The following is a 14,297-nucleotide window of genomic DNA, read 5'->3' on the forward strand; positions in this document are numbered from 1 at the left end:
AAATTTTTTCGACGAACTACACGTGTCTAAACGATAAAACACTAAAAATCAGCTATATATAAAAGTATCACTGTTCTATGCTTTTTGCTTCAAAACTATTAATTTCTTGGTCGTTTATTGCTATTGAGAGTTGAATAGGATTGCAACAGATTTCGCAATCCTCAATATAATTTTGATCATTTTGAGACAAATCAATTAACATTGAGATTTGCTCCCAACAATAGGGGCATTGAAAAAAATGTTCGTTCATAACATTTACAATTGAACATTCAATAATTCCCCACTAATTTGAAGCACCTCTAATTCAGATAATTTTGCCGAAAACTTAGCTTGATTCCGGCTTAATTCAGCATTAAGCAAGTTGACCTGAGCCTGTCTAAATTCAATAGAATTAACTTGTCCAATTTTGAACTTTTCTTGGGTACGATCAAAATTATTCTGAGCCGTAATAATATTTTTTTCTTGGATAGTATAAATTTCAAGTTTATTCTGGTAATTATCCCAAGCATTATTAAAGTCACGTTCTATACTTAGTAAAATACTTTCCTTTTGAAGCTTTTGTGTTTCAAGATTCACTTTAGCATTCTTTACTCTGGTCATAGTTGCTCCACCATCAAACAGATTCCAACTTAAATTAACACCTGCTGATAATCCCGTCCCAATTAAGGATAGTACTGGTGAAGCCGTATTATTATTATTTCTATTCCAACCATAAGAACCTGACAATCCTACTGTTGGTAAATATCCCGACTTACCCGAATTTATATCTAGTTGGCTAATCGTTATATTTTTTTCAGTTTGAAGTAATGCAACATTACGAGATTTTGCCTTTTCTAATAAACTTTCTTTTTGAAACTGAAGTGTAAATTCCACCTCTGTTTCTACATTAAAATCACTGGAATACGCTTCTCCTAAAACTAATTTTAAGTCGCGCTTAGCCGTTTTAATATCTTGCTTTGTATTAATAATGTTGATACTATCGGTATTAATATCGACTTCGGCATTTAGCACTTCTAACTTGGTGTTTTGACCATATTCAAACTGATACTCAGCCCGTATTAGTCTATCTTTCGTATTGTTAAGCGTTTCCTCTAAGGCATTTAAATTATCGGAAAGTTGAGCCACATTATAATATACAGAAAACAACTGAAGTATCGTAATTTCGATAGTTTCTCGTGCTTGTAATTCTGTTAATTGATACTGCTCCTTTAACCGTTTGTAATTATAACGCCTCCCTAGTCCGTCAAAAAGTGTGTAATTTAAACTCACACTAGCATTATAATTTGAACTTTCTGCACCTTTTAAAACCGCGTCTGCTCTTCCATCCGAAAATGAGACCTCTGAATCATCTAAATTATAATTTGCCCCAGCATTACCTGTAACTGTTGGCAAAAAGCCAGTATTAAGTATATTAGTATTGTTCTCAGCAACTGTCACCGCATTTTTTGCGATTTTAACACCGTAATTGTTATCTAAAGTTTTAGAAACAGCATCTTCCTTAGTTAAAATTTCTTGAGCTTGCAAACCAACACAGCATGCCAAAAACAACACGATAAGTTTACTTTTAATGATCATTTGCTTCATTTTGTTCTTTTATTGCGCGTTCTACTTCCTCTTTAGTAACCTTGTTCCCTGTCACTAACCATTTACTATTCTTTTTAATATTATTACTAAATGATAGAAATAATGGCAGCACTAATAAGGTTAAAATAGTCGCATACGCAATGCCGAAAGAAATTGAAATGGCCATCGGTTTTAAAAACTGGGCTTGTCTACTTTTCTCTAATAATAAAGGAGCTAAACCTGCAACAGTTGTTAGTGATGTTAAGAAAATAGCTCTAAAACGGGATTTTCCGGCTTCAGACAATGCCAAATCAAAAGGCATTCCTTCTTTTAAATTACTATTAAACTTTCCTATCAACACCAAACCATCGTTGACCATAATACCAATTAACGCAATAATCCCTAAAAGCGATAATATATTCACCTGAAAACCTAACAACCAATGTCCCCAAGCTACTGCTGTTAAACTAAAAGGAATTAGCAGTAAAAGTAACAACGGCTGTGAATAACTTCTAAATGTAAATGCAATGGTGATATAAATTAATAATAAAATAACCGGTCCTGCAATGGCTAAAGAGCCTGTTAATTTATCGGCCTCACGATTTTGCCCTTCAAATGAGGCATTAATAGTAGGATATTTGGATTGTAATTGCGGAATAAAAACTGTTTTAATATCTTCTAAAATGTCTGTATTACTAGTACTAGGATCTTTTAAATCGGCATAAACCTGAATCTCTCGTTTACCCTCTAAGTGATTAATTGCAACATCACCTCTAGCAATACTATAACTTGCTATATCTTTTAGAGTCACACGCTCACCTGTTGGTGTTACAATTCGCATGGCATCTAAGTCGTTAATAGAACTTCTATTCTCTCTATCGTAACGTACCCAAACTTTAATTTCATCTTGCCCACGTTGAAAACGTTGCGCTTGCGAGCCAAAAAACCCTGACCTTACTTGAGCCATTACGGTTCTTAAATCGAGACCCAATAAATAAGCACTCTCCTTCAACTCTAAACGAATTTCTTTTATACCAGCAGGATCATTATCACCAATATCCTTAAGCAATGGATTGGTTTCTAAATATTTTTTTAATTCTAATTTAGCCGCTTTAAGCTCATCAATATTATTACTTAATAAAGATACGGATACAGGACTACCCCCAAAATTACCACCAGATCCGTAAATAAGACGTTCTGTTCCTATTACAGGACCAACCAATTCTTCTAATCTACTGGTAACTAAATCTGCTTTTATTTCATCTGGGCGCTCTTCACCTGGCAGAAGGTTAATTCTTAATCGTGCACTAGAGCTACTATTAATATCAACAATCGTATTTTCAAACAATTGTTTTCCGGTACCTTTTAGATATTTCTCTGTGAGTTCCTCATTAACAATAAATGATTTTTCTTCAATCAATGAAATTATAGAATCTGTAATTTTCACATTCGTACCTGCTGGCATTACCAATTCAATGTTAGCGGAATCACTCGCAATTCTCGGGAATATTGTAACTCCGATAACCCCTCCCCCTAATGAACCAAGAGTTAATACTAATAAGGCAATAAAAATACCTAGAGATAAAATCTTAAAGTTTAAAACAAAGCCTAAAGCCGGAGTATAAACTCTATCCCTTAGAAAAGACATAAAACGATCTCCACCTTTATTTAAGTTTTTCATAAACGAGAAAAACTGTTTTATTTTTGATGGATTTTCATCTACCTTTTGAGCTCTCAGGGCTTTAGAATGCGCTAAATGCGCTGGTAGAATTATAAGTGCTTCTATTAATGAAACTATAAGTGTTAAAATTACAATTACAGCAACCTCACTAAAAAACTCTCCTATTCTACTATCTAAAAAGAAAAATAATGAAAATGCTAAAATTGTTGTTATAATGGCTGATACTACAGGAGGTATCACCTCCATGGTACCATCTATTGCAGCTTGAATCGGAGATTTACCTTTTTCATAATGCTGATAAATATTTTCAGCAATCACAATGGCATCATCTACCAAAATACCAATAACGATAATCATACCAAAAAGTGATAAAACATTAATGGTAACATCGAATTGAGATGCAAAAATAAACATCCCCAAGAACGAAATCGGCAGGCCAAAGGCAACCCATAATGCTAATCTTGTATTTAAAAATATAGATAGAAACAGCAACACCAATAACATACCCGCAATAGCATTTTCGGCTAATAGTTGCGTACGCTGTTTTAAGGTTATTGATCTATCATTAACAACTTCTAGTTGCACGTTGTTATACATCTGGTTGTAACCTTCGATGTATTCATTTACTTTACTCGCAGAAGAAATTAAATCCTCATTGTTAGTGCTAGTAACGGCTATATTTACTGATAAATTCTGATTGAAGTAAGTGGCATTTGGCGTTTCAGAAAAACGATCTCGGACAATTGCAACATCTTTTAAACGAATTACCTTACCGTCGGAAGAAGCTCTAACAATAATATTTAAGAGCTCATTACCGTAATACTGTCTATTGTTGGCTCTAATTAAATACTCTTCAGCAACCGTTTTTACATTACCCCCTGTTACTAAAATATTTGAACTACTCACGGCAGAAGCCACCTCTTCGAAGGTAAGGTTATAGGCTAATAAATCTAATTCATTAACGGCTATTTCTATTTCTTCTTCAGGAAAACCAGATAATTCAATTTGAGAAATACCTTCAATTCCTCTTAAATCCGTTTCTACTTGCCGCGCCAGCTGTTTTAAAGTAACCAGAGGAATATTTTCACCGCTTATAGCAAAAGAAATGGTTTCTCTAACAATTTCTTGTTTTGAAACCACCAAGGGCTCCATACCTGTTGGAAATGACGGAACTCTATCTACCGCATTCTTAACTTCCAAAAGCATGAAATCTATATTCTCGCCTTTATCAATCTCTACAGTTATAGAACCACTATTTTCTAGTGATGTAGAAGTAACTCTATCAACACCTTTTAAACCTTTTAGATTATCTTCAATTTGAAGTACAATACCCTCTTCAATTTCCTGTGGTGAGGCTCCAGGATATGTAATACTAACTGTAATAATTTTTGTTTCTGTTAGTGGGAAAAATGATGACTTTAGAGATAAAGCCCCGATAAGACCAAAAACAATAAATGCAAGAATTAGTACATTTACTGCAACATGATACCTGATGAAATATTCAATTATTTTTCTCATTATTGAATTGAATCAGAAGTTTCATTGCTATTAGGCGCTGCCTTTACATGCATACCTGCATAAGCACCAGGAACCGGTTTTCTTAGAATTATAGTACCATCTGGCACTGCTTTTAGCACAACACTGGTATTAGAAAAATGCGCTGGTTTTACAGCAATAACATCTAGCAAACTATCTTTAATTACATATATTTCTTGACTATCTAACAGTAGATTCCTGTCAATTTCTATAGCATTTACAACTTCTTCTGCATTTAAATTGGCCTCTAAATACATCCCCTCTTTAAGATCGGAATGCTTAACTTCTATATAAGCCGTAATGGTTTGGGTTGTTGCATCTATGCTTCCGTTAACACGAGACACCTTACCTTCATAGGTTTTAGTATGATCTAAGCTCGTTAAAGTAACATCCTCTCCTTCTTTTAAAACATTTGCAAAAGACTTACTAATAGCCACTTCCATTTCATAAACTGACGGATTTATAAATTCTCCTAATTTCTGACCATTTCTTACTAAAGTCCCTTCTGTAACCAATGCTTCAGTTAGTATCCCAGAAAATGGTGCTGTAATTCTATATTTTGTTAAACGTTGTTCTAAGTTCTTAACGTTGTAAAACGCGCTTACTATGCCACGCCCTGTAATAAAGTAGTTTTCTTTTTCTCCTGAAATTTCAGGTAGTTTTGGAGTTGTTTTATTTAAATCATATCCGTTTAAATAAGTTTGCCATTTTTGAAATACATCTGGAAAATCCAACCGTAAATCGGGCATAATAGCTGCAATACTATTATACAAGTTACTTTTAGCGGATTGTACACTTGCGTAGTACTCTGACGCATCTAAGCGAATTAAGGTTTCACCTTTATTGAATTTCTGACCTGGTTTAAACAGCTTTGCACCCGTTATAAATAATCCTTGAACTTCAGAATACAACTCTACGCGTTGTAAAGCAGTAAGGTTTCCATTCGCTGCAATTACGATGGGTATAGTTGTGTTTTTAACGGTGTCTACAAGTACCGTCTTAACCACTTTAGGTATAACAGGTTTTGGTTTATGTTTGTTATCTATTAGATAATTTGCAAAAATGATTGCACCTATTATTAATGCAACTCCTAAAACGGATAAAATAATTTTTCTTAACATAAGCTCGTTGGTCGTCAATTATTTACAAAGCTAACGTTATAGCCAAGTGAAGCCGTTAAAAAAATCTTAATTATTATTAAGAAATAGCATCTAGATCAAACTGAACGGCCTCCCAATCTTCCATCAATTTACTCAAAGATTTTTTCTTTTTCTGATAATCATCAAAAAATTTAGGATCTGAAGCTGTTTTATCATAATCAGTCGCCAATCTTAAATCATCAGATTTAATATCTTTTTCAAGCTGATTGATTTTAGATTCGATATTGCTTAACTTATTATTTAAAGATTTTAATCTCTTTTGATCTTCGTAACTCTGCTTATTACTTTCTTTAGGTTTGTCTGCTATAACAGTACGTTTTTCGGCTTCTCTTAAATTTTCGAGATTTCGTTGCTCTAAGTAAAAATCAATATCACCTAAATATTCTTTTATATTCTGATCTTTAAATTCATAAACAGTATCCGTCAATCCTTGAAGGAAATCCCTATCGTGAGACACCAAAATTAATGTGCCTTCAAATTTAGTTAAGGCTTCTTTTAATACATTTTTAGATTTTATATCCAAGTGATTGGTTGGCTCATCCATAATAAGCACATTCAGTGGCTGCAATAATAATTTAGCCAAAGCTAGACGGTTACGTTCACCACCAGATAGGACTCTCACATATTTTTCAGCTTCTTCACCTCTAAATAAGAAGGACCCCAAAATATCTCGAACCTTACTTCGGTTCGTTTCATTTGCAGCATCAATCATAGTATCTAATACGGTTTTATTTCCGTCTAAATATTCTGCTTGGTTTTGCGCGAAATAACCAATTTGTACATTGTGTCCAAGGTTTAGTTTTCCTTCGTGTTTAATTTCACCAACAATAATTTTAGCTAAGGTTGACTTCCCTTGACCATTCTGACCAACAAAAGCCGTTTTAATATCTCTAGGAACCGCTAAATTTACATTATGCAATACTTGTAGGTCACCATAACTTTTAGAAATATTCTCAATCTCAACCACCACTTTTCCTGGGGTAACAGAAACTGGAAAATTTAATGACATTACACTGTTATCATCTTCATCGACCTCAATGCGATCAATCTTATCCAATTTTTTAATAAGCGATTGAGCCATTGTAGCTTTAGACGCTTTAGCCCTAAATTTCTCAATAAGTTTTTCGGTTTGCTCAATCTTCTTCTCTTGATTTTTTTGAGCTGCCAATTGCTGCACCTTCATCTCCTTCCTTAATACTAAGAATTGAGAATAGGGTTTATTATAATCGTAAATTCTACCTAATGAAATCTCAATAGTACGATTGGTAACATTATCCAAAAACATCTTATCATGCGATACAATGACGACTGCGCCACTATAGCCTTTTAAGAAGTTTTCTAACCAAATAATGGATTCTATATCTAAGTGGTTGGTCGGCTCATCTAATAACAACAAATCGTTATTTTGAAGCAGCAATTTTGCCAATTCTATTCGCATTCTCCATCCTCCAGAAAACGTATCTGTTAATTTATCAAAATCTTCACGTTTAAAACCTAAACCTTGAAGAATTTTCTCAGTTTCTCCTTGGTAATTATAACCTCCTAAAATCTCATATTGATGCTGCACGTCATTCAAATCAACCATCAATTGATGGTAAGCTTCACTTTCGTAATCCGTCCGTTCTGCTAATTGTATATTGATTTCTTCGAGTTGCGATTCGCATTTTTTAATTTCTTTAAAAGCCTGATAAGATTCTTCTAATACTGTTTTACCCAAATCAAAATCAATATCTTGCTTTAAGAATCCGATTTTCATATCCTTATCTGCGGCAATCTGACCAGAATCGGCTTCTTGTTCTTTAGACAGTATTCGAAGCATCGTAGACTTACCAGCTCCATTTTTACCAATTAAACCAATACGGTCACCAAGTCCGAGTTTAAATGTAATTTCTTCAAAAAGGTATTCTCCTTGAAATGAGATCGAAAGATTATGGATATTTAGCATAAGTTTTATGAATATTACAATTGCCTTTTCAGTTACAATTGTTACAATGCTTCAGTTATATTATTTTATCTTCGCATTGATTTAGAAAAACGCAAAAGTAAAGGTTTTAGTTATGATTAGAAAAGGAATGAAACTTTATAGTATTCTTTTTGGTGTCTGTCCGAAATGTCACCAAGAATCGATGTATCAGAATAAAAACCCTTATGCACTTTCTGAGATTATAAAAATGCAAGACACATGCTCGCATTGTAAGACAAAATACGAAATAGAACCTTCATTTTTTTATGGCTCTATGTATGTCAGTTACGCTGTTGGTATCGCTTTTGCTGTCGCTGCTTTTATTACTAGCTATAATATTTTAGGATCGTCTTTAACTGTTGCTTTTATTGCAATTATTGCTACCCTTATTGGGTTTATGCCTATAATAATGCGTTTATCTCGCAATATATGGATCAACCTATTTATGAGCTACAATAAAGAATTAGCAGAAAACCAGCATTTGAAAAAAAACTAACCCTAATTATTTAAAGCGATTTACATCAATTTCATCATCTAACGCTTCGTTATTTTCTATAAATTTAAATAGTTTATCAGCAACATATGGCGCAATCATTACTCCTCTTGTCCCCAATCCATTAAGTACATAAAGATTAGCGTGCTTTGAATGTCTACCAACTAAAGGGCGTCTATCTTTTACTGTAGGTCTAACGCCTGCAACGTGATTAACGACTTGGAAATCGCAGTTTATGAATGTCTTTAATTTTGAAATTAATTCTTCCCTCGCTGAGTCCGTTGGTGCATTTGATTTATCATCATTATTGTATGTAGAACCAACATTATATAAATCATCACCTAATGGAATGATGAATACTGAAGACTTTATAGCATAATCAATTTTTAAATCAGGTGCTTTTATGGTCAAGATTTCTCCTTTTGAACCTGTAAGCGGAATTGTATTGAAATACGGATTTTGTTTCACACCAAAACCTTCGGCAAATACTATTTGTTTTGCTCTAAGGTTTTCATAACAAATGGCATCATCTTTAAATTGAATATCATGATGAACAAATGATCGTTCTTCTAAACAATTATTCTCTTTTAGAAAACACTTGTAATTCTCAATGAGTATTTCTGTATCTAAACGACCAGCATGCAATACTTCACCAAACCCATACGGAGCATCAATTTCAGATGTATTATTTTTTATCAAGTGAAGTGAAAGATAAGATTCTAAAGATGGTTTATCTGATGCCGTAAACCATTTATTCTGCTCTTCTATGGATGTAAAACGTCTTAAAATTCGAAGTTTATGATCTATCTTTATATGTAATTCGCTTTCAATTTTAGAATATAAAGGTAACGCTAGTTTCAATTGCTCTTTAGCTTTCCACACTTCTGAAAACCGTTTTAATATAACCGGATTATACAATCCTGCAGCGACTATAGACGACTTCTGAGAGTCATCATTAAATACTACAAACGTTTTATCGTTTGCTCTTAATTGCTCGCAAAAGGAGATGCTAGCTAAGCCACATCCTACGATGATATAATCTACTTCTTTCATTACAGCAAAAGTAAATAAATGTTTGTCATTCCTGCGAAGGCAGGAATCTAATTTTAATCTTTATTATAAGATTCTTGCTTTCGCATAAATATCAGTTAAAAACAAAAAAAACGCTCACTTTTTAAGTGAGCGTTTAGATTATTTATGTTAAAGCTTATTAGTAGCTCCACATATCTTGTTCAAAGTTTCTAATCTTGTCTTTGATACGTTCTGATTCTAAAAGTTGCATTAATGCATTTTCTGCAACATACTCCTTAACTTCTCTGTCACCATAAACATTTTCCTCTTTGTAGATTGAACCACTAAAACGTCTACTGTTTAATAAATGATCGAAAGATAATGGCACAGCGCTATTCTTGTTATTGAACGCTTTTGCTTCATGAAGAATATCTCTAATTTCTGGAAAAAACACCCAAAATAAACCGATAGGTTCTTTATTAGTTTCATCATCAGAATCAATAAAGTTTACATCTGGCGCTGCTGGCGCAATACCTAAGATACGAAACTTTAATTCTCCTTGACGCTTATCAAAATACCAAAGGCCTTTCACTAAATAAGAATTAATATCCGCAGGACCAATCTCTCTACGAATCTTGTATTCCTCAGGAACCAAAGCTGTATCAGTAACACCTTCAGCATTCATCCAATCAATTCCAACATCGGTAATTCGTTCCATAACTAATGCAGGTTCTAAATCTTCCATAGTACGTTCTTCTGTAAAATATGGATCCGCATATACCTTAGGGATAGTACCATCTTTAACATTTTGCAATAGCACCATGTATAAAGATTTTCTGTCATCTCCTAAATTATCTTCAATAGGAAAGTATAAAGGAAAGTTAGCACGTTCGTCTAAAACAATTTTCTCCCATGTCATTTTAGAAAATAAGATATCTCTATCACCGACATATCCATATTCTAAAGGCTTGTCGTTATCTAGAAGTAACTGCGCTTCAGTTTTCATACCAATTTCTTCTGGTATTTTTGCATTTAGGATGTTAGCTTGGGCAAACATAGAGTTTGCGGCTAAAACACCTAATCCTATACATAAAAAGCTTTTTAAATTCATCTTATTTTTTATTATAATTTGGGATTTTCTTTAATGATAACGTTTAATATCTAATTAAATTAGTGATTAATTTGACACTTCAATCGTTACAGGAGATACACCTTTTAAATTATAGCTTGAATTCCCTTGAATCTTAGCTTTAATATTAAAAATTGTAACTACATCACCAGCACGTGCTCTACCAATGGCAGATTTTGCTTGGCTATTCATTTTAGTACCAGCAACATTTACTGTTGGTTGACCAGGCACTTTTACTTGGAATGACGTTACATTGATTGGTAAATCAAATACGAAATCTTCAAGTTTAGCACCAATTGTACCAATTTCTAAGTTACGTTTAGGTAATCTTACCATACCATCCTGACCAGAAATAGTACCAGTAGGTTTTGGAATATCTTTAATTCTAAACGTTTGTTGATCACTTGCTCTAGTACCATCGTCTAAAGTAGCTGATACGTTAATAGTAACTTCTCTTCCTGTACCAGGATTCATTACATATTTACCAATACCAGATGTTTTAGATAAACCAGATCCACTTGCAGAAACTTTATTATCTGGCACTCCAGCAAAAGAAATTGTCATTGGGTTAGCAACACCACGATAAACAACGTTCATCTTATCTGCTGAAATTGTAGCAGAATTTGGTCTTGGCACTACAACATACTGACCTGTAAAATCAATTGGTAAATCTTGTCCCTTCTCTGAAAAAGTAAATTGGCCGTTAATGTCATGTTGACCAACATTACCTACCTTAAATTCGATACGTGCTGCTCCTGTAGAATCAATAGCATTTTCTCTATTTAAATCCAACTCATTTTCTCCAACTTTTAATTTTGTTGGGATTACATTCGCATACTTACCTAGAACTACTCTTCCTGTAAATGTTTCACCAGCAAAAAATGCATTTTTATCTGGAATTACAATAGCTGTATAATTCTTTAAAGATGTTACTTCATCTACGGTGTTACCTAAAAATACATTGTAAAGATTAGCCTCAGTAGCTTTAATATCATTTTGCATAGCTGTAAGCTTAGTATATGAAGCTACTGCTGGAAAACTTTTAAAGTTATATTCTAACCAACTCTGACTTTTACCTTCGCTGTTTTCCATATCAGCTGTAGTAAAACGAGTTTCAAGTGTTTCTTTAGCTGGGTTAAAAGCAACGTCTTCACCTAAAACCTCTCTAATATCTGATTTGTACTTTTCAATTCTTGCAACAAACGCATCACCATTTTTTGTTAAACGGTCACCAGTAAACCACTGTTCATCTAATACATCTCCTTTATCCATCTTTTCAGCTGGTAATAGGCCTTTTTCTTTATACTCTTCTGCAAATTCACCTTTATCTAGGATCATTCTCTTCTGAGTTTCTAAAAATGTATAAAATTCATCAGATAAAGAACTGATCTTTTTTGCATTATTATATGTTACACCAAATTCATTAGGCTTTTCTTCAGCCTGTTTTTCTAACCCCTTTAGTAAGGTTGTATTTGAATTTACTGCTAACTCATTTGCATTTTCAAATTTCTTATCAAATAGACTAAATGCTGATAATATTTCCTTACTTGCGGTCATTGCAATCATTGCAATGAATACCAAATACATAAGGTTAATCATTTTTTGTCTTGCGGACTGTTTTCCTCCTGCCATTTTTCTAATTAGTTTTTAATTATTAATTAATTCGATTATAAAAACCAATTATTTCTTGTTCATTGCAGATAACATACCTCCATAAACACCGTTTAAAGATGATAAGTTAGATGCTAATGATTGCATTTGTTCTTTTAATTTAGTCGCATTTTCAACAGCTTCCTCATTGATAGCTGCTTGGCGATTTGCGCTATCCATTTGTACTTTGTAAAGACTATTTAAAGACTCCATCTGAGCTGCCGCTAATGACATTTCTTCACTGTATTTCTTTTGAGCTGCCATAGAATCAACTGTTGGTGAGATACCTTTAGCTGCACCTTCAAAGTTTTTAATGCTATCACCTAGGCTAGCCATAAGTGCACCATCAATTTTTGCGTCTTTCAATAAGTTATCTAATTTTTTTGATAACATACCATCTGCATCCTTAGGCTCTTCAATAGCTTTCTTTTTAGATCCTAAAGTTTGACCACCTGCTAATTCAGGGTATACTAATGACCAATCTAAATCATCACCTTGTTTTTCAAATGCTGATATAGTAAATACAATTGCTTCAACAATCATACCTATAGTAAGGATAAGGGATCCTCCTGGCCAGTGTTGAATTTTGAATAATGCTCCAATAATTACAATTGCAGCTCCAAGTCCGTAGACCATATTCATTGTTGATAATTTCTTTTGTGCCATGATTTTAAGTTTTTGTTTTCAAATGAGCTTGGTTATTAATACTCATTTTAGGATTAATATTAGGTTTAAGTTAAGTTTTTTAAGTTTGAATTAATTTGTTGCAGCGTTTTTAGTCACTTCAGTCCCCATGTAATCTTGAACTGTTCTAAATCCGATATAACTTCTTGCTGAATCTGCATATTCATAGTCTCTAGAACTTACTTGTAAGAAGTAAGCAACATCTTTCCAAGAACCACCTCTAACAACTTTACGTGCATTGTTAGGATCATTTACATTTGGATTAATTGATGACGCAAATTCATAAGATGCAGGATCATAAGAACCATTTACCCATTCTGATACGTTACCAGCCATGTTGTATAAATTAAAATCATTAGGGTCATAAGCATCTGCTTCTACAGTATATAAAGCCTGATCTGCTGCATAATCACCTCTTAATGGTTTAAAGTTAGCCATAAAACAACCTCTGTCGTTTTTTGTATATGGTCCACCCCACGGATATGTTGCTCCTTGCAAGCCGCCACGTGCTGCATACTCCCATTCTGCTTCAGATGGTAATCTGTAAGAGTTTACTGGTTTCAATCCTCTTTTCTTTCTATCACTGTTATGATATAAGGTTCTCCACTGACAAAACGCTTGTGCTTGTTTCCAAGACACACCCACAACAGGGTAATCCCCATAAGCATCATGCCAGAAATAATCGTTGTGCATTGGCTCGTTGTATGAATAAGCGAAATCTCTAATCCAAGCTGTTGTGTCTGGATAAATCTCAACTTCTTGTTGAATAATTACTTCAGAACGCTTTAAACCTCTATCCTTTGCTGCTTTTTGAATATCCATATAAGTATATTGGAACTTAAATTGCTTTACATCCCAAGTACGTTGACCGTTATATGATTCTTCTAATGGTAAATACATACCATCCATCACTTCTGCATACAACTCATCTGGATAATCATCTGTGTTGAAATGTAACTTTGCGTCGCGATTAATTTTTCTCTGTTCGTTCCCATAGGTATTAACCATGTAGCTCTCGTAAGCGTTAAGATCTTCTGGGTTTGCATCTAAATATGCAAACTCACCAATATCTCCACTACCAGGTGTCTTACCTTCTAAATCAGCCATTTCAGCTAATTTTAATCTTAGAGTTGAATCTCTTACCCATTCTACAAACTGACGGTACTCACTATTTGTAATCTCAGTTTCATCCATATAGAATGCACGAACTGTAGCTGTTCTTGTTGGCGCGTCTTGTACTCCAGCTAAATCATCATCTGATTTACCCATAATAAAAGCACCTCCTGGCACCAATGTCATACCATAGGGCTTTTCTGGATGCCATTTCTTACCTTGTACACCAACCAATTGTCCTCGATCTCCAGAATTACAGCTGGCTACCATAACTAGTACTGTGGTTAGTAAAATAAACTTCTTAATATTCATAG

At 33.8% G+C, this 14,297-nt stretch carries 11 protein-coding genes; 1 reads left to right on the plus strand and 10 read right to left on the minus strand.

Features of this window, described 5'->3' with window-relative positions:
- Positions 1-67: 67 nt before the first annotated feature.
- From HM986_RS01425 to HM986_RS01445, 5 genes are all read right to left on the minus strand, one after another.
- The gene (locus HM986_RS01425; protein ID WP_179333302.1) at positions 68-250 is read right to left on the minus strand and encodes a CPXCG motif-containing cysteine-rich protein; all 183 of its coding nucleotides are present in this window, start codon (positions 248-250) and stop codon (positions 68-70) included.
- 5 nt (positions 251-255) lie between these two features.
- A complete protein-coding gene (locus tag HM986_RS01430; protein WP_246288460.1) occupies positions 256-1,575 on the minus strand; it encodes a TolC family protein in 1,320 nt (439 codons plus the stop codon).
- Positions 1,565-4,762, minus strand: coding sequence for an efflux RND transporter permease subunit (locus tag HM986_RS01435; RefSeq protein ID WP_179333304.1), 3,198 nt, complete (start codon positions 4,760-4,762; stop codon positions 1,565-1,567). Before HM986_RS01435 ends, HM986_RS01430 begins: the two co-directional genes overlap by 11 nt.
- The gene (locus HM986_RS01440; RefSeq protein WP_179333305.1) at positions 4,762-5,901 is read right to left on the minus strand and encodes an efflux RND transporter periplasmic adaptor subunit; all 1,140 of its coding nucleotides are present in this window, start codon (positions 5,899-5,901) and stop codon (positions 4,762-4,764) included. The genes HM986_RS01435 and HM986_RS01440 overlap by 1 nt, the downstream gene beginning before the upstream one ends.
- Before the next feature lie 76 nt (positions 5,902-5,977).
- Positions 5,978-7,885, minus strand: a complete 1,908-nt coding sequence (locus tag HM986_RS01445) for an ABC-F family ATP-binding cassette domain-containing protein (protein ID WP_179333306.1) — start codon at positions 7,883-7,885, stop codon at positions 5,978-5,980.
- Positions 7,886-7,997: 112 nt separating this feature from the next.
- On the opposite strand from HM986_RS01445, the gene HM986_RS01450 reads away from it, so the two are divergent.
- Positions 7,998-8,399, plus strand: coding sequence for a DUF983 domain-containing protein (locus tag HM986_RS01450; protein ID WP_179333307.1), 402 nt, complete (start codon positions 7,998-8,000; stop codon positions 8,397-8,399).
- A gap of 6 nt (positions 8,400-8,405) precedes the next feature.
- On the opposite strand, the gene HM986_RS01455 is transcribed toward HM986_RS01450, so the two are convergent.
- From HM986_RS01455 to porK, 5 genes are all read right to left on the minus strand, one after another.
- Entirely contained in the window at positions 8,406-9,449 is a 1,044-nt protein-coding gene (locus HM986_RS01455) for an NAD(P)/FAD-dependent oxidoreductase (RefSeq protein WP_179333308.1), read from the minus strand.
- 157 nt (positions 9,450-9,606) lie between these two features.
- On the minus strand, positions 9,607-10,518 hold the full coding sequence (gene porN / locus HM986_RS01460; protein ID WP_179333309.1) for a type IX secretion system ring subunit PorN/GldN: 912 nt from the start codon (positions 10,516-10,518) through the stop codon (positions 9,607-9,609).
- A 66-nt stretch (positions 10,519-10,584) separates the two neighbouring features.
- Positions 10,585-12,168, minus strand: a complete 1,584-nt coding sequence (porM, locus tag HM986_RS01465; protein ID WP_179333310.1) for a type IX secretion system motor protein PorM/GldM — start codon at positions 12,166-12,168, stop codon at positions 10,585-10,587.
- A gap of 48 nt (positions 12,169-12,216) precedes the next feature.
- Positions 12,217-12,852 carry a type IX secretion system motor protein PorL/GldL gene (gene porL, locus HM986_RS01470; RefSeq protein WP_179333311.1) on the minus strand — a complete coding sequence of 212 codons (636 nt, stop codon included), beginning with the start codon at positions 12,850-12,852 and terminating at the stop codon, positions 12,217-12,219.
- 90 nt (positions 12,853-12,942) lie between these two features.
- On the minus strand, positions 12,943-14,289 hold the full coding sequence (gene porK / locus HM986_RS01475) for a type IX secretion system lipoprotein PorK/GldK (protein WP_449441496.1): 1,347 nt from the start codon (positions 14,287-14,289) through the stop codon (positions 12,943-12,945).
- Between the last annotated feature and the right edge of the window lie 8 nt (positions 14,290-14,297).

Source organism: Winogradskyella costae (assembly GCF_013403865.1).
GTDB lineage: Bacteria > Bacteroidota > Bacteroidia > Flavobacteriales > Flavobacteriaceae > Winogradskyella > Winogradskyella costae.